Source organism: Streptomyces sp. GESEQ-35 (genome assembly GCF_017948485.1).
Taxonomy (GTDB): domain Bacteria; phylum Actinomycetota; class Actinomycetes; order Streptomycetales; family Streptomycetaceae; genus Streptomyces.
The window spans coordinates 16,891-37,273 of record NZ_JAFFSX010000047.1; the positions used below are offsets into that span (position 1 = coordinate 16,891).

The window sequence follows — 20,383 nt, forward strand, 5'->3', positions numbered from 1 at the left end:
ACCTGAGGCCCTGGGGTGCTTCCTGGGCTCGGCATCGGCCCACCGGACTTCGGGTCAGCTTGCCAGCGCCACCCCCAGGGCGGTGCGGTGATGGACGAGGAAGCGGCCGGTTCGGGTCGTGGACACCAGTCCGTTCGCGCGCAGGACGCTCAGGTGCTCGCTCACGCTGCTGACCGGTATCCCGGTGCGGGCGGCCAGGCCGGTTGTCGAGGCCGGCGCCGCGAGGGCCGTCAGCAAGGCTGCCCGGGTCCGGCCGATGAGCCGGACGAGATCTTCGCGGGAGCGCGGGCTCTGCTGCCAGAGCCCGTGGATCCCTCGTGCCGCGTAGTTCACGGCCGGCGGGTCGAAGCCCACCCCGGCGCCCGGCCAGACGAACACGCTCGGGATCAACACGAGGTCAGCGCCGGACACGTCGATCACCCGCGAGCCGGGTATGCCGAACCTGACTGCGCCATCCTGCCAGGACACCTTCGGGTCGAGCTCGCTGAGGACGGCGGCAGCTCCGGCATCGGCGAGCCGCCGGGCGCGGTAGGTGATATCGGCGTCGAGCACGTCCCGCAGCCGGGGCCACCATGGCTCGATGAGCGCCGACCATGCCCGCCCCAGCATGTCCGCGAGCAGGTCGCGTATCGCTGCCGGGGCGTTGTTCCGCTGCCCGCCGCCGTCACCACCCGGCTGCACACCCGATCCCTGCGCCCCGGCCCACGGATGAGCATCCCACTCAGGGCCGAGGCACTCCACCAGCTCCGCCGCGACCTTCTCCGGTGGGGTCGCGCGAACTCTGTCGAGTTCGGCACCGATCTCGGTGAACGGGCTGTCGGGTGCCGGATTGATGAAATCAGGCTGGTACCCCTGCACCGCCAGGATTGCCAGCAGCGGCTCAATGTCCAAGCCGGGGACCAGTTCGCGGGCCTCGCGACGCCAGGGCAGGTGGTAGGCCGCCGCGCCCGGCCGGGACAGCGACCGCAGCGCGCCGGCCGTCTCATGCAGCGGCGAGATCGCGAACCGGCACCGCAGCAGATCCTCCGAGCGGAACCGCAGGAGCAGGGTCACGGGATGCCCTTCGTTTCGGCTGGAGCCGAAATTAGTGTCTCCACCTTCTTCTGTCCTCACTGTGAACCCGTGACTTTCCTGCGTGACCTGCCCCGCTTCCGTTACCTGTGGCTGAGCAAGGCGATGTCCTCGGCCGGCGCCGGAGTGGGCCGCACCGCGCTCGTGCTGTTCGCGGCCTCGTCCGGCCCCGGCGCAGTGAGTCTGGTGCTGGTCGGCACCGCACTGCCGCTGCTGGCCGGGCCGCTGGCCGGGGCGGTCGCCGACCGGATGGACCAACGCCGCCTGCTGGCCGGTTGCGAGGCCGGGCAGGGAATCGTCTATGCGGTCATGGCGCTGACCCAGCCGCCTCTCCCGGCGCTGCTGCCGCTGGTGATCCTCGCCTCGCTGCTGGCGACGTTCGGGGCGCCGGCCGGGAAGAGCGCCGTCGGCCGCCTGGTGCCGGCGGAACGCCGCAGCCGGGCCAACGCGTTGCTCGGCCTCGCGATGAACCTACAGATCATCGCCGGTCCGGCGATCGGCGGCGTCCTGGCAGGGACCACCGGGATATCGGTCGCGTTCGGCGTGAACGCCGCGTCGTTCGCCGTCTCCGCGCTGTTGCTGACCCGGCTCGGCCCGCTCGCGCCGCTGGAGCGACCGGCACCTGAAGACCGGCCCGGCCTGCTGGCCGACACCATTTCGGGCTTGCGGTACGCGAAAGAGCATCCGGTCGTACGCCGACTTTTTCTCGGAATGGTCATCTTCGTGACCTTCGCTGCCGTGGACAACGTCGCGCTGGTCTTCCTCGTACGGCGGGCGCTGCACGGGCCGACGATCGAGTACGGCATCGTCTCGGCGGCGTTCGGGGTCGGGATGGTTACCGCGTCGCTGGCGCTGACCGTCCAGGCGAACCGGATGCCGGCGGCATTCTGGCTGACCGGCGGTGCCATTGCGGGGGCCGTCGGCATGGTCCTGACGGGGATCGCGCCGTCGACGGCAGTGGCCTGCGCCGGGCAGGCGGTGGCCGGCGCCGGCAACACCGCCGCCCTCGTGGGCACCGACACCCTGGTCCAGGAACGGGTGCCTGAGCACATGCTCGGACGGGCGTTCGGCACCGTTTACGGCGGGGCGCAACTGGCATCCGCCCTCTCCTACATCATCGCCGGCCCGCTCGTGGCACTCACCGGACCGCGAGCGACCCTCATCATCGGGGGCACCGGCGCCCTGCTTGCCGCCTTTGTGCTGCGATCCCGGCCCGCGTGATCGCCGCCCTGGGCAGGCCCTCGCGGCAGGCAGACAGTGAGTCACCCACTCCAGCCGCCCCTCTGGCGCCGGCTGCGCCGATCAAAGGACTCGGCATAGGCGTGGGCGCGGAAGGCGAGTACGGGATCGTCGGAGAGGGTGATTCCGGCGGTGATGCGGGTGGGGTCGAACCGTTGCCCGGACCAGTGTTCCTGGTCCTGGACGGGGGCCGTCAGCTCCAGTCGTCCGGCGGTCAGTTCCTTTCGCGTGTCAGGCCAGGGGGTGGTGGGATCGTGCGTGGGGTCGCCGTCCTCCCCCAGCTGAACCCGCAGCGTGAACGCGACCGGGCCGCTTCGCAGGCGCTCGTGGAACTCCTCGGTCAGGTAGTCGGCGGTACGGGTGGCTGCCTCCTCGGTGGTCAGGACCGCGCGGCCCGACTCCGGCTCCCAGCGGTAGCGAACCGGCTGCCGCCCGCCCCTCGCGTCGGCCCAGATGAACGCGTGGATGGCCCAGTAGGCGGCGCTGCCATAGCTGACCGGCACGGGAGGCTGCTGCATGACGGCCGGGGCAAGGTGCGGGTGGGCCGCGACATAGGCCTGCACGGTGGCCGGGTCCGGGTGTCCGGTGGTCGGGTCCGGCCGTAGCGCCTCGGTCAGTCCGAGGAATTCCTGGGGCGTCGACGCCACGAACAACGGCACGGTGATACCGAGGAGATCGGTCTCGGTGCTGTCCGGGAGGTGGAAGCGGGTCGCCATGCCACGGGTGACCGGGGCGGCGTCGGGGGTGTGCGGATTTCCCTCCGAGTTCGAGAACCGTACGGTGACGGGGACTTGCTGATACTGAAGATGCGCGGCCGTGGTCAGCGCCGCCGCTTCCCCGGTCGGGGTGAAGGTGCCGACGAAGCAGCTGCCCTTCGCGCTGGAACGCCGGTATCCCGGATACGGCCCTCCGCCCATGCGTTCCATACTGTCGACCACCTGCGCCGCGTCGGGCTGGTCCACCGTTTCGCTTGTTCGGCTCGACATGCCGCTCCTCCCGGGTCGCGATCGGGTCAGATGATGAAGGTGGGCTGTTCGGCGAAGCCCAGCAGGCTACGGCCGTAGATCTCGCGGCCCAGGTCGGGATTGACGACGCCGTGCCGGGAAGCCGTACCCAGGTCGCGCCAGATTCGCTGGAGGGGGTTGGCCGAGGCGAAGGCGCTCGCGCCGTTCACCGAGACGAGGCGGTCCACGGCCTCGCGGGTGCGGGTGGCGGCCACGGCGGTGTCCATACGGACCCGGGCCCGCTCTGCCATGGTGAGCTGCCGTGCCTCGGCGGCGGCGTCATCGAGGTCGTCCGCCGCACGGTAGGCATGCAGATGGGCCGTGTCGATGAGGGACGCGGCATCGGCGACGGCGAGCTGCACACTCGGCGACTGGGCCAGGCGCTCGTAGAACGTCAGGGACATGGGCTTGCGGCCGGCGGTGTCGAGCGTGAGTTCCAGGGCGGCCCGGGCCATGCCGAGCATGGGGGCGACCACGGTCAGGGCCAGCATCGACGCCGGCGCGACGGCGATGCGGGGCTCGCCCTCGTGACGGGTGGCGTAGGCGCCGGCCAGGACCGCGCCCATGTCGAGGATCCGATGGGCCGGTACGCTCACCCGCTCGGCGACGACGGTGTTGCTGCCGGTGCCCGCCATACCCGCCACGTGCCAGGTGTCCTCCACCGCCAGCTCCTGGACCGGCACCAGGGCGATCATCGGCGGCGTGTCCGCGGCCTGCGGGGCGACGGCGAGCACTACCCACTGCGCGTGATCGATGCCCGAGGCCCAGCCCCACCGGCCCGAGATGACCAGTCCACCGTCGCCGGTGGTGGTGCTGCTTCCGGACGGGGTCAGCGACGCGGCGACCGCCGCGTCACTGTCCCGGCCCCACACGTCGTCGCGTGCCCGGTCGTCCATCATCGAGACGATGAGGCTGCCTCCGGTGTAGATCATCGCGATCCAGGCGGCGGAGCCGTCGCCGCCCGCCAGCTCGGCCGTCACCTCCATGCTGGTGCGCACCGAGGCCCCGTGGCCGGCGTATGCGCGGGGGGTGCCGAGGCGGAACATCCCGGCCTCGCGCAAGGCCCGCACCGCGTCGTCCGGCACGCGGCGCAACCGTTCGCCCTCATCGGCCTGTCCGGCGAGAATGGGCACCAGCTTCCCGGCGGCCGCCACCAACTCGCGTCGGCCGTGGCGGTCATCGAACGGGGGGCGGGGGTTCTCGGACAAGTTCACAACTGAGCTCCACAGCGGTGAGTGCGGGCGGTCGGGGTGCACGCTCGGCGTGCTGGGAGCAGCGTAGGGAGCACCTCGCGGCAGCTGTAAGGAACGCCGGTGCCATGAAAGGGGGATTCGCGTGCCACGCATGGGAGTTCAGAACGACGTACGGGAGTGGCGGCATCGGACGTCCATCGCTGTCCCGCTGCACCTGCCCCACCGGCAGGACCTCCTGCGCGAGGAGTGGAGTCGCCGGCTCGGCCACATCGGCCATGTGCGGAACCTGCGTCTGCCCACCGACGGGCCCACCGGTGTCTATCGCACCCGGGTCGATCACCGCCTGATCGGCGACGTCGCCGTCAGCCGCCAGTACAGCGACCCCATCGAAGGGGTCTCGGGCCTCGGCCGCGGCGACCTGGTCGCCGTGCACATCATCGAGAGCGGGAGGCTGACCGTCGAGGACGCCGGCCGACGCGTCGGCGTCGCACCGGGCGTCCTGTGCATCCGCGACCTCCAAGTCCCCTGGGAGTTCGCCTACACCGAGCCGACCAGGACACGCGTGCTCATCCTGCCGCGGGCCGCGCTCATCGATCACCTCGGCCGAACGCCCCTGCCGGCCCTGACCACCGCCTCCGCCACGGCCCCGGAATCCCGACTGCTGCTCGCGCACCTCGACACCGCCTGGGCCCTCTCGGAGCAGCTCGGCCCGGCCGGCACACAAGCGGCGTCAGCCGCGTTGGCGATGCTGCTGACGGCCCTCATCAGCACACACCACATACCCGCACCCGCCCCGCCGCAGGCCCTGCACACCGCGGCGACGGCGTACGCGGACAGCCGGCTGCGGGACACGGACCTGAGTCCGGCGACCATCGCGCAGGCGCTGAACGTGTCGGTCCGCACCCTCCATCGCGCCTTCGCCGACGGCGAGTCCGTCATGGGCTACGTACGCCGCAGCCGTCTCCGAGCCGCCCGCCGCGAACTCGACCAGCCCGACAGCCCGTACACGGTCGCCGAGGCCGCCGCACGCTGGGGGTTCGCCGATCCCAGCCACTTCCGCCGCGCCTACCGCGCGGCCTTCGGCCGGCCACCCCGCGGACCGGTCCGCCCCTGACCACAGGCGCGAGGCCGCGGCTCGGCCCGAAAACGAGTGGGGCCCGTCTCTCGCCGAGAACGGCCTGGCGTTTTCAGATGCGGAGCAGTCGTTGGGTGATCTCCCGGTACTGCCTCAGCGCGAGGTGGAGGTCGGCGGACTGCGTTTCGGAGTCCTGGTCCTGCCAGCCCTCGCGCAGAGTACGCCGCTGTTCGGCGAGGGCCTCCATGAGCTTGGCGGCGGCCTCGTCGAAGGCGCCTTCGGCTTCCTCCAGTGAGTCACGCGGATCGTCGGGGAACGTGTTGACGGCCCGTCCGAGGCGCCGGACGATCTTGTCTCGCTCGTCCGACGAGAACAGCGGTGCCGGGCCGGGCGCGCGGCCGCCCGCGACGCCGCGGGGCTGGTCCGCGGGCTGTTGCGCACGTGTCTGGTCGTACATCATCAAGTGCCGCTTTCCTGTGCGTTGTGCCGGATTTCCGGAGCGGCATGGCTCTGAGCCGTGCCGCCAGTCAACGTCCGGCGTCGGCCCGTGTCAACGCGATGCCGCTTGCGAGCAGACGCGCTAGTTACACAGACAGGAGTACGGTCGAGGCGACGAGGGTCTTTCGTATGCCGGAACTCGGGCCGGCTCCGGGCCGTCGTCTCGGATCCGGTGAGTCCACCGGACCACGTTCCTTCCACCGCACCCCACCCGTCCTCAAGGGCAGCCCGTGACCCCGGCCGCGCCATCCGCATCGATGCCGAGGAGCCACGTATGCCGCTCAGGCCGCCCCCTTCCACCATGGTCGCACCGTCGGACCCCGCTCCGCCGCCCCAGGGCTACGACGGGACGTCCCCCTTCCCGCCGGACGGACCGGTGCCGGCGCGCGACGGCGGTGAACGGCTCTACGTCACGGTGACAGCGGTGATCGTCGTCCTCCCGTTCGTGGCGCTCGGCCTGGCCGGCTGGCTGCTGTGGGGGAGTCTCATCCATCCCGCCGACATCGTGCTCGCGCTCGTCCTCTACACGTTCACGGGTCTCGGCGTCACGGTCGGCTTCCACCGCGGTCTCACCCATGGCGGCTACCGGGCCGTCCGCCCCGTGCGCATCGCGCTCGCGGTGGCCGGTTCGATGAGTTTCCAGGGCGACGTCATCGGCTGGGTCGCCACCCACCGCCGTCACCACGCGTTCACCGACCGGCCTGGGGACCCGCACTCGCCGTACCGCTACGGCACGCATCTGCGCGGCCAGTTGCGAGGGCTGCTGCACGCGCATGTCGGCTGGCTGTTCCGCAACGACCGCACACCCGCCGACCGGTACGCCCCCGACCTGCTCGCCGACCGCGACATCCGCCGCGTCGCCCGCGCCTTCCCGGCGCTGTGCGTTCTCACCCTCGCCCTGCCCTTCGCGGCGGGCCGGCTCATCGGCGGGACCTGGGTGCACGCGCTGACCGCCCTGCTGTGGGCGGGACTTGTCCGCATAGCCCTGCTCCACCACGTCACCTGGAGCGTGAACTCCCTCTGCCACATGATCGGTGAGCGCCCGTTCCGCACCCGACGCCATGACCGGGCCACCAACCTGTGGCCCCTCGCCCTGATCTCGTTCGGCGAGAGCTGGCACAACCTCCACCACGCCGACCCCACCAGCGCCCGCCACGGCGTCGACCGCGGCCAGCTCGACCCGTCGGCCGCCGTCATCCGCCTCTTCGAACGCCTCGGCTGGGTGCACGACGTGCGCTGGCCCACTCCGGCCCGCGTCGCCGCCCGCCGCACCTGACACCGAGCACTCACTCACCTCCTCCGCCGCACGGTGATCGACAGGAGCTCCCGTGACCACCGCACTGCAACCCCCGCTTCCCTCCCATCCCCTCCTGCGCCTACGCCTGGCACCCCACGGCGGCATGCCCCGTCCCATCGACGGAGCGTGGTGGCCCCGTTCGTACGACCTGCTCGCCGAACTCCCCCGGCTGCTCGCCGGGTTGCCGCGCGCGTGGGGCCACATCGCCAGTGTCACCGTCAACGGGGCGACGTGGTCCGCGGTGCCCGGCCGGATGCTCGTCTCCAACCAGGTCGTACGACTGCACCGGACCCACACGGCATCCGCCGCGCACACCATCGTCCTGCTCTCGCCCGGCCAGGGACGCTGGGACCTGCTGGTCGTGCCGCCCGATACGACCGAGGCGGTTGCGGAACCGCTCATGGCGGCCGCGACGGAGGGTCACATGTAACGGCCGAGCTCACGGCGCTTCTCACCGGAGGGGCCGGGGCGGACCGTTCCCGGACGCCGTCTCACGTCCGCGGGGGGCCGGCCTCCGCGGACTGGCTGGTCTCCAGCCAGGAGCGTGCGGGTTCCGCCGCACGGGCGGTGTCCACGGTGAGGTCGAGGCGGGTCCCTCCGTCGGCACCCGCGGGAAAACTGCGCTGCTCGGTGGCGGCGAAGCAACGGCGGAGAACCTCCGCGACGCGCCGGGCGACCTCGGGGGAGGCGGCGACGATGCGGACCTCGGCGTGCCCGTCCGAGGGTGTTTCCGTGGACTGCATGGCCACCTCGGAGTTCGCTGTCCCGGTGTGAGACGGGCCGGATCAGTCACTCTACTCCGGTGTGCCTCGCAGCTCCCGCTGGTGACAGCGGGGGCCCCGGCCGCCGTCGGCCGAGGAGTACCGTGAAAACGAGGAAGCCACTCGGTTTCCTCTTCGCGGCAGGCAGGCGAGTGCGATGTCAGACTCCGGCACCCCGCGTGCGACCAGGCTCCTGCCGGACACCGTCCACCAGGTCGTGCGGCCCGGGACAGCTGTCGTACGGCTGGAGACGACACACGACCGGCGGGGAGTGCTCGACGGGGCGTGGTGGCCGCGTTCCCGCGACATCGCCGCCGAGCTTCCCGGCCTGATCACCGCGCTGACCGAGTACCTCGGGCCGGTCACCCGCGTCGGCCTGGACGCCGGCGCCTGGGAAGAGCTGCCGACGCGGATGACCATCGACGACCGTGTCGTCCACATCGACTCCTCTCCGGTCGGCGACGACACCGTCCTCATCACCCGGGGCGAGCAGGACCTCTTCTCCCTCCTCGTGATCCCGCCACACGCGACGCCCGACGCCGCGCGCGCCGCCATGGCCGAGGCCGTCCGCGCCGACAGCGTGACGCAGGCGGACCAGATCCTTATCGACACCGGCACCGAGCGAGTGGACCCGAGCATCACGGAAGGCCCGTGGGCCGACCCTCAGTAGCCCGCCGCGCTCACGCATCGCTCACGCACGGCGGGCCGCTGAGCAGCAGCTTTGGGTGCACGAGGCATCGGCGGGGGGAAATCACCTGCACGGCTGTTCACGGCGCGGCAGGCGCGGTCGCGCCGCGAGGGATGCCGGCCAGCCCGGTGGGCGTGGTTCTTCGCTCCGTGCAGGCGTACGGGGCCAGGCGGTCGAGGCGCACCGTTGGCTCAGCCCTTCCGGCACGACCCTGGTCACGCGGACAGGGCAACAACTGTGCTGGTCAGAGCGATGATGGGGGCTTGACCGAAGCCATCCGGTCACCCAATCACACGTGCTCCACCAGGAGTTCCAACTCGTTGACGTGGAACTCCCCGTAGCCGAACTGTTCGCCAAGCGTCCGGTGGCGGGCGTACTGCTCCTCGGTCAGTGGCAAGGCCAGCACATGCAGGAGCCTGAGGAGCAGCCGGTATCCGAGGTCGGGGTCGACCGTGGTGACGACTTGTTTGAGCGCTTCTGCTGCGGTCATGCCCGGAATCTCATGCCAGCCGGGGCTGACGGTCCGGTCCGCCAGCAGCGGCGTCAAGTCCTGGATCTCCCGAAGTACCGGACCAGTGAGTTCGGACTGGAGAGGCGGCTTGACCGGTGTGTACGACGGGGCGACCTCCTGCAAGCGTTCGCGACACACCTCCGCGATCGTCTGAAGCCAGGTCCGTGCGTCGATGCCCATCCGGTCGATGCTGAAGCCTCGGTCCGACGCGGCCAGCCACAGTGTGGTGATCGTGCCGGAGGAAAGCGAGGACTCCAGCAAGCGGAGCGCGTCCTCGAGCAGCAAGGCTGCCGCTGAGCCCGGGGTCTCGGCGGTATCGTCGTTGGCTGCGGCCCTCTGCACCGTCTCCCTGGCCGTGTGGTCGTGCCATTGCCCTGTGAACCACGACGTGAGTTCGGAGAATCCGAAGTCTCCTGTGGCGTCTCGCCGGGTGGTGTCGACGGGCAGCCACTGCACATTGAGGCCGTCGTATACCAGTGGTCCCGGGTACCGGAGTTTGGTGTCGAGCACCATGAGGCGGTCGTACTGGTCCTTGGCCACCGGAACGCCGTACGACTTCAGGACCCGCAGGAAAAGGCGAAACCCGAGTTCTCCGTCACTCTCCCTGACGATTCCTTCCAGTGCTTCCGGTACGGATTCAGGCAACGGAGCAGCGAAACCGCTTTTCGCCATCGCGTGCCTCAGCTGGGACGCGGAGGTTCGGATCTCCAGGACCACGGCTTCGCACAACTCCTCCTCGCCCATGCTCGACGGGGATGATTCGGGCCCATAGCCGCGGGCTTTCTTCCGGGAGCGGGCCGGGTACCGATCCGCGAGTCGGCGGAGCCAGCCGCGCATGTCCATTCCGAAGTCGACGGGATCGAAGCTACGACGCGTGGCCGCGAGCCATGCCGTGCGTATCAGCTCTTCCGGCAGAGCGGACTCCAGCAGGCAACGCAGGTCGACACCGAGTTCGACGGCGCCTTCACCATCGCAGTCATCGGCCACCTCTGCGGCGAGATCCAGCGCCTGTGCTTCATCGACCCGCACGCCTGAGGCACAGAGTTTCTCTGTGAGTGCGCTGAGGCCGAAGTCCCCTTCGTAGAGCCCGCTGAAGCACCCACGATGCCTTGCCACGATGTGTTCATCGCCTCTCAGTGTGTTCCATCAGTGGGCCCGTCCCAGGACGGGCCCACTGATGCTCAGGTCATGGGCCGATTATCGTCGACGCCACCTCAGGAGCGCTTTTTCAGGGGATACGACGTAAAGACGATGTAGCCCTCATGGCCGTCCTTCCCCGGCAGCCTCTTGAGGGCCACCCGGACCTCGTTCCCCGCGGCCTCCCAGGAGCCGTCCGCCTTGTGCACCTTGCCCAGAGATTCGTACTTGTCCCATCGTCCCGTGATCGGAAACTCGGTCTTGTTCCTCCACTGGCCCCGATGGTGGAGGAAATTGTCCAGCGCGTCGAAGCTGGCTTCCCTCCGCTTGCCATTGGGGAAGAAGTAGTAGGCCAGAACACGGTCAACCGCCTGCTGGGCGATGTCCCCGTCGGTCCACACGGTGCTGATGGGTTCCAGACCCTTCCGCTCATTCTCGATGGCGAACTGCCTGGCCTGCTCCGGGGTCACGTTGACGTGCCTGCTCAACGTGTGAGCCCCACTCCTCGGGAACTCCAGTTCGTCGGCGAGATTCGCGCAGTTGTGGACCAGGAGGTCATCCGCACGCGGGCCTTCGGCACGCACAAAGAAGGTGTGCAGACCGTCGACGGTGAGGTCGTAGACCTTGCGCGGTTCCAGATCCGTCAGATCCCGCAGCCCGCTGACAGCGTGGACCGTTCCGTCGGGCGAGCGCATCTCGTCGCCCCGGCGCAGCTCCGACACCACGACCCAGCCGCGATCGACGACGAAGACCCGGTGCCCCGCGGTGCTGGACAGGGCGCTTCCGTCGGCAAATGTGATGTCGATCAGACGGTCCGTAGCATGAGCGAACGTCGCGCTGACAACCTGCGGGCGCTGATCGCCGCTCTCGGGGTCCTCGGCCAGCACGCGGTCACCCAGGCGTACTTCGCTGATCGCCTTGCGGCTGCCGTCTGCCATCAGCACAAGGGTGCGACCCGGGAAACTGTTGATCTTGCAGGACGTTGCCAGGTCTTCGAAGAGGTTGACGGTGTCCTCGATCCTCGCAAGTGTCGCAGGATCGAGGTCGAGGGCCCTCAACGTCTTGTAGGCGTCGGCGACGCCGATGCCGGTCTTCATCGCGGCGTCCAGCGCGCGGATCGCCTCGGCGATCTTCGTGAACGCCTTGCCCGGGATGAAGTTGCTCAAGGCCCAGCCGCAGCCGCTGGCGCTGCCGTGCCAGCAGTCGACGAAGTCCTGGACCAGGACCGCCTTGATGATCTTGTAGGTGAGTGTCTGCTGGATCAGCTCCAGCTTCGTGAAGTGCTCCGTGACCTCCTTCTTCAAGCCCTTGAAGGGCTTGCTCTCCACGAGCAGCGTGTCCTCGGACGGGCAGCCGTTGGCGGTGGCCGGTACATCGGGGTTGGTGCAGAGGAAGAAGTCGACCGTCGCGTTGAACGTGACGAGGAACGTGACGGTGCAACCCTCGAAGCCGATGTCGATGACGCAGTCGTTCTGCTGCTTGGCGTCGGTGATCTCGATACTGTCGTCGTCGACCACGTACCACGTGCCGCCGATGCCGGTACCCGCGCCGCTGTTGACCTGTTGGTTGGCCTGCTTCCGCGCCGCGGACTCCGCGGCTTCCTGTGCCTCCTCGGCGTACTTCAGCGCGTCCTTGGCGGCTTGTTCGGCTTCGGTGGCGGCGGCGTCGGCGCGGTCGGCTGCGGCGCGTGCGTCCTTGGCTGACTGCTCGGCCGCGGCCGCGGCGTCGCGTGCGGCCTGGGCGTCGTGGGCGGCCTGGTCGGCGGAGTCACGGGCATCCCTGGCGTAGCCCTCGGCGCGGCCTGCGGCCTTGTCGGCGGCTGCCGCGTCGGCGGTGGCCTGGCGGTCGTATTCGACAGTCCGGGCCAGTGACGCCGTGGCCTTTGAGGCGGCTGCGGCGGCGTCGGCCGCGTAGCCGAGGGCCTCCTTGGAGTAACCGCGGGCGGTGGCCGCGTGTGCGGCGGCGTTGGCCGCGTACTGGTAGGCGATCTTCGCGTCGCCCGTTGCCTGGTCGGCGAGGTTCTTGGCCGCGGAGGCTTCGGCCTGTGCGTTCTTGGCGTGGGCGTCGGCGACGGCCTTCTGCTGTTCGGTGATCGACTTCGACGCCTGTCCGGTCAGCACGACCAGGCCGGCGGCCGAGTCGGTGGTGACATACGGGGAGCCGAGCTCGATCGCGTCGTTGGCCGGCTTGGCGACCTGGACGGCGGCGTTGCCCGCGTCGACCGCGGCCTGCGCGGTGACATGGGCGAAGCCCGCGGCCTTCGCCGAGGCGGCCAGGGCCTTGGCGGCCTCCTTGTTGGCCGCGTCCGCCTGGGACTTGGCGGTCTTGGCCAGCTTCTCCGCCTCGTCCGCCAGTTCGACGGCCGTCTTGGCCTCGGAGGAGGCGTGCTGAGATGCCTGGATGGCGTCGGCCACGGCGCTGGTCGCGGTCTTCACCGCGGCATCGGCCCTCAGTTTGGCGGCCTGGGCGGCGTCCGCGTTCGCACGGGACCGCTTGGCGGCTGCCTCCGCGCGGGTGGCTGCGGCGTCCGCCTCGGCTGCCGCCTGGGTGGCCGCATTCGCCTCGGTCCGGGCACGGCCTGCGGCCGCCTCGGCGTCGTCCGCGTGCGCGGAAGCCGCGTCCGCTGCCGCCCTGGATTCCTGGGCGTTGCTGTCGGACTCGTGGGCTTGAGCGAACGCCTCCTTCGCGTCCGCCTTCGCGCGGGCGGCGTCCGCCTTCTGCTCGGCGTCCCAGGCGTCGTCCCGCAGGTCACGGGCGTTGTCGCGGGCCTTGACCGCGTCGTTCTTCCGCGCGACCGCGGTTCCCTCGGCGGCCTCCGCCTTCTCCCTGGCGTCCTGGGCGTTCGCCGCCTCGGCCTGCGCGTTGTTCTTGTGCTGAGCCGCTTCGGCCTGCTTGGCGGCAGCGGTCTCCTTCTCCGCCTTGGCCGTCTTCTCCTCCGCCTCGGCCGCGAGCCGCTTGGCGTGCGCGTCGGCGGCAGCCGCCTTCGCGTCCGCTTCCGCCTTCAGCGCGACGACGAGCTTGGCCTCCGCGGTCTCCTTGTCCTTCTTGGCGTTGTCCCGGTGCAGCCTGGCCGCATCCGCGGCGGCCTTCGCCTGCAACTCGGCCGTGTGCGCGGCCTCTTTACGGAACTCCGCGTTGACCTGCGCGGCCTGCGCCAGCGCGCGCTGCGTGATCGTCTCGCTGTCACCGGCGGAGGCCCGGGTGGCGGCCTCGGCGGTCTCACCGGCCTTCACCATCGCCGTCAGCGCCGCCACCGAACCCTTGGTGACCTGGGCCTTCTGCTGACCGACCAGAAGACCACGACCCCGCGGCGCGCCGGCAGCATCCGCAATCCCGTATGCCGCCTGCTCGGCCGCATCGGACGCCGTGGCCGACTTCTTGGCGTTCTCCAACTGGGTCTTGAGCGCGGCCACATACTTCTTCGCAGCCGTCTGGCTGTCGGTGACGACCTTCTTCGCCTTGTCGAACTCGGCCTTGTCCGGGTACGAGGGGCTGTCCGTGCCCTTGTGACCGGACGGCTTGATCAGGAACTTCTGCGAACCGGCGTCCTTGCAGTCCCACAGCCGCGCGTCCGTGCTCTTGGTGAACGCGCTCAGGTCCAGGCACTTCCCCGTGGTGACACTCTTCAGGGGCGCGGTGGCACGGACGTCGCCCTGCCACGACTGCCCCGCGGACTTGTAGCAGTCGTAGATCTGGATCTTCGTGCCGTTCGCCGACGCGTTCCCGGCCACGTCCAGGCACTTCTGCGAGCCGACATTGCGAAGGTGGAGGTCGTCCTCACTGCCCTCGAGCGTCCACTGCTGGGCCGCGCCGCCGTTGCAGGTGTAGATCTGGACGGGCGTGCCGTTGGTCTTCGCACCGCCCGCAACGTCCAGGCAGCTGCCCGTCGCGCCCGGCACCTGGATCGCCGCAGGGCTGTCGCCGATCCAGCCCAACCCGCCGGCGGACCAGTAGTCCTGCCAGCGGGTGGAGTAGTCCGCGAGCCACGACTGGCCGAGGACCTGGCCCAGGCCGAACGTGCCGTCCTGCAACGCCTTCGTGGCGGTGACGTTGGCAGCGAGGATCTGCTGCCGCTGCGTGGCCTGCGCGGCGATCTCCTGCTGCCACTCGGCGGACGCCTGCGCCACCTCCTTGCCGAGAACCCGGTTCGGGTCGATCGGGGCGTGCCACGCACACGAAGCGAAGCGGGCCTTCAGGTCCTCGACCGCGATGCGGAACTCCGGGGTGTCCGGAGCCGGGGCAGTGCGAGGGAAGCCGCCTGAGGACAGGAAGATGCGAGCGTCATCGGCGAACACCCTGGGAACGAACAGCTCGTTGGGCTCGATCTTCCCGGAGTTCTTCTTCCACAGCTTCCACGCCTGCTGCTCCTCCGGTGTGCCCCCAGTGGTGTACAGCTGGTCGCCGACCGCGAGCGCGGCGGCCTTCGTCTTGTCGTCCGCGGTGGGCGACGGATCGTAGAACGGGGAGAACAGGTCGACCGACTTGAAGTACGACTGGTACAGCCACGGCAGCAGGCCGGTCTTGTCGTAGATCTCGCTCGCCCCGCGCGGTGCGTCAGGGTAGGAGGTCAGGCCGCTGACGGCGGTTGAAAACGCCTGCTCCTGGTCGTTGGCCTTCTTGGTCCACTGGTCACTGCTGGCGCTGTCCGCATAGGAGGCCTGGTGCAGGGGGCTGTTGTTGTCGGCGAGGTCCCGCTTGAGCTTCTGATGGAGCTGATCGGGCGGCAGCCCGATGGAGTTCTGTGCGAGGGCGAACAGGTTGGGTCCGCCCTTGCGCAGGGCATCAGCGGCGACACACTGATCCTCGCGCAGCTGCTCAGCCGCTTTGGTGTCGAAGCCGTCGTACGAGTCGCCGGCCGCGGCCACGGGCTGTTCGGCGTCCCGGCCGAGCTGACCGGGCTGGACGGCCAGGCCACCGAGGACGGCCAGGGCGGCGGCGGACGTGACGGCAGAGGTGAACGCTGCGGATGTTCGTGATCTGGGGTTGAACAACCCCGGTCTGAATCGCAAAGGGGCATCCTTCGTAGCGAGCGAGGGCAGGCAGGGGTGACCGCCCGAAGAGGCGGTGGGATACGCGCGGGGTCAGCCCGCTGTTCCGGCGCGGGAACAGCGGCAGCAGAAAGCAGCGACCACGTAGCCGTTCACAACAAGCCCGTATCGCGACATGACGAAGCACTCCTCCCCCGTGACGGCACAGTCCCCCCGGCCGCCGAATGACGTGCGCGCGTCACGGTGGGCTGGTCAGGGCCCCTCGTGTGAGTGCGCGGCGTCACCATAGCCACAGGTCAACCGGGTGAGGCAAGGGCCGATCTTGGCGTCCGGGTCACGGAACGGGAAATCACTTGCACGGCTGTTCACGGCGCGACATGTGCAAACGCCGTGCTCACAACAGGAGTTGCTCGTGTGAGGCACGTGTGAGGCATGCGAAGAAAGCGTGCAGGCTACGACTACTCTCTGCCATAAATTGACCAGAAGTCGCCAGCCCGTCGATGGGCGCGCAGGCGTACGGGGTCAGACGGTCGAGGCGCGCCGATGGCTCAGCCCTTCCGGCAAGGCCCTGCTCACACGAACGGGCCCCGCAACCGCTCACGCAAGCCGCTTCCAACCACGGTTGTTGCCCTGGCCACGGATGCAGACAGGGCAACAACTCTGCTGGTCAGAGCCCTGCAGGCGCCGACGATGCGGTAGGCCCTGTGGGACTCGAACCCACAACCAATGGATGAAAAGTTCCGGCCGGAACGTACCACGTGGTTCCGGACGCTGACTTGCTGTCCGGAACCACCAGGTCAGGACAGGTTCGTAATGAGGCGCGGCCCCCGTCAGGACAGCTCCTGCCACACCGTCCGCAGCCTGAAGGCGGTGCCGGTTCCGTACCCGCCACAAGCCCCAATCGAAGGACTTGTCCCAACACCACCGTGCGAGCCCTTGCCAGATTCGCTTCGTCACAGGCTGCCGCGCGAACGTTCCGCTGTGGCCGCTTCTCGGTGACCACACGGCTTTCTCCGACACAGAGGATCTCGGGGCGGCCACGGCGGCGGCCATGTCGCTATGCCGGGGCTGTCGGGATGGGTGCGCAGAGGCGGCGGGCGGCTTCGACGACGATGGCGCGGTGTTCGGCGAGCCGTTCGGGCCGGTAGGGATCGGTGCCGTCGGCGGCCGTGAGGAGATCCCGTGGCGCGAGCACCCAGCTCTGGGTGAGCCCGGTGATGAGGACGAGCAGGTCGGTCGACGGCAGCTGCCCGGCGGCCGGGTCCGCGGTCATGCGGGCCATCTTCTCGCTGTACACGTCCGCCGCATCGGGGCCCAGCTCGGGCCGCTCCAGCTGGCGCCACAGATGCATGCGCAGTGCGGCGGGGTGGCGGGTCAGGTAGTCGAACATGCGGCCCGCGTAGCCCGGCAGGTCGTCCTCGGTGAGCGGCACCGCGTCGTTCAGTTCGCTGATGACCTTGTGCAGGGCGGCGGCGAACAGGAGTTCCTTGTTCGTGTAGTACACGTAGATGGATCGCTTGTTGGCGCCCGAGACCGCGGCGATGCGGTCGATGCGGGCACCGGCGAAGCCAGAGGCACTGAACTCCTCGATCGCCGCCCGGAGGATCTTTGCGCGGGTTGCCGCGGAGTCGTAGGCCATGACTCAAGCCTAAGGTAACCAACCAGTTATTGACAAACTCCGGACGGGGTGCCTAGATAGTAACTATCCAGTTATTTTCATTACTGGCCGTAGCGGAAGGTCTGTCATGAGTACTCCCTCACCCTCCTCGCCCGTGTTCGAGCGGGACCTGTTCATCAACAACACCTGGCGTCCCGGCTCGACCGGCGAGCGCATCCCCGTCGTCGACCCCGCGACCGAGAAGGAGATCGGATCGGCCGCCGCGGCAAGCTCCGAGGACATCGACGCGGCCGTCACCGCGGCCCGCGCCGCGTTCGACTCCGGCCCCTGGCCGCGGCTGACCCTGCGCGAACGCGCCGAGATCCTCACCAAGTTCGCCGAGGAACTGGAGAAGGACGCCGACCCGGTCACCGAGGTACTGATCGCCGAGACCGGCCTGACGGTCGGGCAGAGCCGCGGCGGGGCGCTGACCATGCCCGGCCTGCTGCGCTACTACGCCTCGCTGGCGGACGTGACGGAGCTGACCGAACTGCGCACCGGTCTGTCGGGGGTCAGCGCCCGCATCGAGAAGCGGCCGGTGGGCGTCGTAGCGGCCATCGTCCCGTGGAACGCTCCGCTCGCACTCGCCGCGTTCAAGCTGCCGCAGGCCCTGCTGGCCGGCTGCACAGTCATAATGAAGCCGTCCGAGGACACCCCCCTCAGCGCGGGCTACTTCGCCGACGCCGCGCTGCGGGCCGGACTGCCCGCCGGTGTGCTGAACATCGTCAACGCCCTGCCCACGGGCGGCGATCACCTGGTGCGCCACCCGGGCGTCGACAAGATCACCTTCACCGGTAGCACCGTGGTCGGCCGCCGCATCGCCGCCGCTGCCGCCGACACCCTCAAGCAGCTCACCCTCGAACTCGGCGGCAAGTCACCGGCACTCGTGCTCGACGACGCCGACCTGGACCGCATCGTCGAGACCCTCGTGCCGGGCGTCACCGGGAACAACGGCGAGAGCTGCACCAACCCCAGCAGGCTCATCGTGCCCGAGCACCGGCACGACGAGATCGTCGCCGCTCTCGCCGAGGCGTTCGCCGAACTCACCGTCGGCGATCCCCGCGACCCGGCCACCGACGTGGGCGCGATGGTCACCCGCAAGCACTACGAGCGGGTCCTGGACTACCTCGCCTCCGCGGAGAAGGACGGCGGCACCTTCGCCGTCGGCGGTGGCCGGGCCCCCGGCCACGACGTCGGCTACTACGTCGCCCCCACGATCATCACCGGCGTCTCCCCGGACGCCAAGGTCGCCCAGGAGGAGATCTTCGGGCCCGTCCTGACCGTCCTGACCTACCGGGACGAGGAAGAGGCCGTCCGCATCGCCAACGACACCGAGTTCGGCCTGTCCGGCGCCGTCTACAGCACCGACACCGAGCGCGCCCTGCGCGTGGCCCAGCGGATCAACTCCGGCACGGTGAACCTGAACAACGGCATCACCGTCGACATCGGCGTCCCCTTCGGCGGCGTCAAGCAGTCCGGCTACGGCCGCGAACTCGGCCCCGAGGGCCTGGACGCCTTCTTCAACACGCACGTCATCTTCATCGACGGCGAACCCCTGCGCGTGATCAACGGATAGCAGTGACACGACACGGCCTGGTCCGGCCCGCTACGCCGGACCGGACCAGGCCGTTCCCCTCCCCCTTCCCCCCTCCCACCGCGCAGACGTCACCCACCTGGACAACAGCCATGCGAATCACCACTCCGTTCACGGCATCGAGCACCGCCCTGGACGTCATCGCCGGTGTCGACCTCACCGGCCGGTCGATGATCGTCACCGGTGCCTCCTCGGGCATCGGCGTCGAAACCGCCCGCGCACTCTCGGCCGCCGGAGCTCATGTCACGCTCGCCGTCCGTGACTTGGACGCCGGACGGCGCACGGCCGACGACATTGCGGCCACCACCAGCAACGACCTCGTCGCCGTACGCGGACTCGACCTCACCGACCTGGACTCCGTCGACGCGTTCGCCGCCGGATGGAACGGCCCGCTGCACGCACTGATCCACAACGCCGGCGTCATGGAGACGCCCCTGAAATACACCCCCTACGGCTGGGAACTCCAGTTCGCCACCAACCATCTCGGGCACTTCGCGCTGACTCTGGCCCTGCACGACGCCCTCACCGAAGCGGCGACGGCCACCGGCGAGGCACGGATCGTCGCCGTCAGCTCCAGCGGCCACGGCAGCTCGCCCGTCCGCTTCGACGACCTGTTCTTCCGCCGGCGCCCCTACGACGCCGGTCATGCCTACGGACAGTCCAAGACCGCCCAGATCCTCTTCGCCGTGGAAGCCACCCGCCGCTGGGCCCGGCACGGCATCACCACCAACGCCCTGATGCCCGGTGGCATCTGGACCAACCTGCAACGGCACTGGGACCCGGACCGGAGAGCTCGTCTCCAGGCCACCGTCCCCGCCAAGACGCCCCAGCAGGGAGCCGCCACCAGCGTGCTTCTGGCCTCCTCCCCTCGACTCCGCGGCGTCAGCGGCCGCTACTTCGACGACTGCAACGAGGCCGAACCCGTCGAGGAGATCATCGACGGACTGCACGGGGTACGCGCATGGGCCCTCGACGAGGACGCGGCTCGGCGCATGTGGGACGTCTCGACCGCCCTCGTCGACGCAGCCCGCTGACGACCCCGTACACATGGCGCCCCCAAAGTCCCGGGCATTCTGACCGGCAGGTCACGAACCCCACCGGCCGAAGACTCGAGGTAGCGCGGCAAGGTTCCGCCAGCAGAAGGTCCTGGACCCGATCCCCCCGGCTGTTCACCCGGCCGTGATCAGCGCCGCCTTGCCTGTGTCACCTGCGGAGTTCGGCCGACTGCTGCCGTGTACAGCGAAGCGCCGGTGTGCTGTGCGGCTGCGTTGCGGGCCTGTGCGTGGCGGGCTCGTGCGCTGTGTCGGCCTTGCGCTGAGGCGTTGGATGCACCAGGTCACGACTTGTGCGGGGAAGTCTGCGTCGCCCAGGGCCCGCTGATCCGCAGCCTGTTGGAGGAGTCGTCCGGGATCGTGGCCGGTTGCTTCGGCCTCGGCGAAGGCCCCGTATCTGGGGCGAGCTCGCGGACCGGCGCAACCGCCTCCCCGCCCTCCGCCGCCCCCCCCCCCCCCCCGCCCCCCCGCCCCGCCCCCCCCCCGCCCCCCTCCCCCCCCCCCCCCCTCCCGGCCCCCCCCCCCGCCCCCCCCCCCCCCCCCCCGCCCCCCCCCCCCAGCCGGCCCCCCTTCCCGCGCGGCCCCGCCAGTGTCTCCCGCCCCTCGTTCTCCACCGCC

At 69.9% G+C, this 20,383-nt stretch carries 15 protein-coding genes; 7 read left to right on the forward strand and 8 right to left on the reverse strand.

Annotated features, from left to right (window positions below; genetic code table 11):
- Positions 1-54: 54 nt before the first annotated feature.
- Positions 55-1,053 (reverse strand): helix-turn-helix domain-containing protein, encoded by a 999-nt coding sequence (locus KCH87_RS46995; RefSeq protein ID WP_210594124.1) that lies wholly within the window; start codon positions 1,051-1,053, stop codon positions 55-57.
- Positions 1,054-1,122: 69 nt separating this feature from the next.
- On the opposite strand from KCH87_RS46995, the gene KCH87_RS47000 reads away from it, so the two are divergent.
- Positions 1,123-2,292 (forward strand): MFS transporter, encoded by a 1,170-nt coding sequence (locus tag KCH87_RS47000; RefSeq protein ID WP_210594125.1) that lies wholly within the window; start codon positions 1,123-1,125, stop codon positions 2,290-2,292.
- A 41-nt stretch (positions 2,293-2,333) separates the two neighbouring features.
- Here the strand turns inward: KCH87_RS47000 and KCH87_RS47005 are convergent, their stop codons facing one another.
- Both KCH87_RS47005 and KCH87_RS47010 read right to left on the reverse strand, forming a co-directional pair.
- Positions 2,334-3,296, reverse strand: a complete 963-nt coding sequence (locus tag KCH87_RS47005; RefSeq protein ID WP_210594126.1) for a catalase family peroxidase — start codon at positions 3,294-3,296, stop codon at positions 2,334-2,336.
- Positions 3,297-3,322: 26 nt separating this feature from the next.
- Complete coding sequence (locus KCH87_RS47010) at positions 3,323-4,528, reverse strand: acyl-CoA dehydrogenase family protein (protein WP_210594127.1); 1,206 nt, start codon at positions 4,526-4,528, stop codon at positions 3,323-3,325.
- Between the two features lie 130 nt (positions 4,529-4,658).
- On the opposite strand from KCH87_RS47010, the gene KCH87_RS47015 reads away from it, so the two are divergent.
- Positions 4,659-5,621 (forward strand): helix-turn-helix domain-containing protein, encoded by a 963-nt coding sequence (locus KCH87_RS47015; RefSeq protein WP_210594128.1) that lies wholly within the window; start codon positions 4,659-4,661, stop codon positions 5,619-5,621.
- A gap of 73 nt (positions 5,622-5,694) precedes the next feature.
- On the opposite strand, the gene KCH87_RS47020 is transcribed toward KCH87_RS47015, so the two are convergent.
- A complete protein-coding gene (locus tag KCH87_RS47020; RefSeq protein ID WP_210594129.1) occupies positions 5,695-6,042 on the reverse strand; it encodes a hypothetical protein in 348 nt (115 codons plus the stop codon).
- 312 nt (positions 6,043-6,354) lie between these two features.
- Between KCH87_RS47020 and KCH87_RS47025 the strand changes: the two genes are divergently transcribed.
- Together KCH87_RS47025 and KCH87_RS47030 are read left to right on the forward strand one after the other, a co-directional pair.
- Positions 6,355-7,356: an acyl-CoA desaturase gene (locus KCH87_RS47025; protein WP_210594130.1), complete on the forward strand. Its 1,002-nt coding sequence runs from the start codon at positions 6,355-6,357 to the stop codon at positions 7,354-7,356.
- Between the two features lie 52 nt (positions 7,357-7,408).
- Entirely contained in the window at positions 7,409-7,807 is a 399-nt protein-coding gene (locus KCH87_RS47030) for a DUF5994 family protein (RefSeq protein ID WP_210594131.1), read from the forward strand.
- 61 nt (positions 7,808-7,868) lie between these two features.
- On the opposite strand, the gene KCH87_RS47035 is transcribed toward KCH87_RS47030, so the two are convergent.
- Entirely contained in the window at positions 7,869-8,120 is a 252-nt protein-coding gene (locus KCH87_RS47035; RefSeq protein ID WP_210594132.1) for a hypothetical protein, read from the reverse strand.
- Positions 8,121-8,295: 175 nt separating this feature from the next.
- Between KCH87_RS47035 and KCH87_RS47040 the strand changes: the two genes are divergently transcribed.
- Positions 8,296-8,808 (forward strand): DUF5994 family protein, encoded by a 513-nt coding sequence (locus tag KCH87_RS47040; protein WP_210594133.1) that lies wholly within the window; start codon positions 8,296-8,298, stop codon positions 8,806-8,808.
- Positions 8,809-9,115: 307 nt separating this feature from the next.
- On the opposite strand, the gene KCH87_RS47045 is transcribed toward KCH87_RS47040, so the two are convergent.
- The 3 genes from KCH87_RS47045 to KCH87_RS47055 all read right to left on the reverse strand — a co-directional run bounded on the left by KCH87_RS47045 (position 9,116) and on the right by KCH87_RS47055 (position 17,101).
- Positions 9,116-10,366, reverse strand: a complete 1,251-nt coding sequence (locus KCH87_RS47045) for a hypothetical protein (RefSeq protein WP_308299090.1) — start codon at positions 10,364-10,366, stop codon at positions 9,116-9,118.
- A gap of 185 nt (positions 10,367-10,551) precedes the next feature.
- A complete protein-coding gene (locus KCH87_RS47050) occupies positions 10,552-15,483 on the reverse strand; it encodes a ricin-type beta-trefoil lectin domain protein (protein WP_210594135.1) in 4,932 nt (1,643 codons plus the stop codon).
- 1,036 nt (positions 15,484-16,519) lie between these two features.
- Complete coding sequence (locus KCH87_RS47055; RefSeq protein WP_210594136.1) at positions 16,520-17,101, reverse strand: TetR/AcrR family transcriptional regulator; 582 nt, start codon at positions 17,099-17,101, stop codon at positions 16,520-16,522.
- A gap of 106 nt (positions 17,102-17,207) precedes the next feature.
- Here KCH87_RS47055 and KCH87_RS47060 point away from each other — a divergent pair, with 106 nt between their 5' ends.
- On the forward strand, positions 17,208-18,695 hold the full coding sequence (locus KCH87_RS47060) for an aldehyde dehydrogenase (protein WP_210594137.1): 1,488 nt from the start codon (positions 17,208-17,210) through the stop codon (positions 18,693-18,695).
- Positions 18,696-18,805: 110 nt separating this feature from the next.
- Complete coding sequence (locus tag KCH87_RS47065) at positions 18,806-19,747, forward strand: SDR family NAD(P)-dependent oxidoreductase (protein ID WP_210594138.1); 942 nt, start codon at positions 18,806-18,808, stop codon at positions 19,745-19,747.
- Positions 19,748-20,383: the final 636 nt, after the last annotated feature.

Coding starts and splice junctions, on each gene's coding strand:
- KCH87_RS47005 (WP_210594126.1), bottom strand. CDS start 3,296: ATGTCGAGCCGAACAAGCGAAACGGTGGACCAGCCCGACGCGGCGCAG.
- KCH87_RS47015 (WP_210594128.1), top strand. CDS start 4,659: ATGGGAGTTCAGAACGACGTACGGGAGTGGCGGCATCGGACGTCCATC.
- KCH87_RS47020 (WP_210594129.1), bottom strand. CDS start 6,042: ATGATGTACGACCAGACACGTGCGCAACAGCCCGCGGACCAGCCCCGC.
- KCH87_RS47025 (WP_210594130.1), top strand. CDS start 6,355: ATGCCGCTCAGGCCGCCCCCTTCCACCATGGTCGCACCGTCGGACCCC.
- KCH87_RS47035 (WP_210594132.1), bottom strand. CDS start 8,120: ATGCAGTCCACGGAAACACCCTCGGACGGGCACGCCGAGGTCCGCATC.
- KCH87_RS47040 (WP_210594133.1), top strand. CDS start 8,296: ATGTCAGACTCCGGCACCCCGCGTGCGACCAGGCTCCTGCCGGACACC.
- KCH87_RS47055 (WP_210594136.1), bottom strand. CDS start 17,101: ATGGCCTACGACTCCGCGGCAACCCGCGCAAAGATCCTCCGGGCGGCG.
- KCH87_RS47060 (WP_210594137.1), top strand. CDS start 17,208: ATGAGTACTCCCTCACCCTCCTCGCCCGTGTTCGAGCGGGACCTGTTC.
- KCH87_RS47065 (WP_210594138.1), top strand. CDS start 18,806: ATGCGAATCACCACTCCGTTCACGGCATCGAGCACCGCCCTGGACGTC.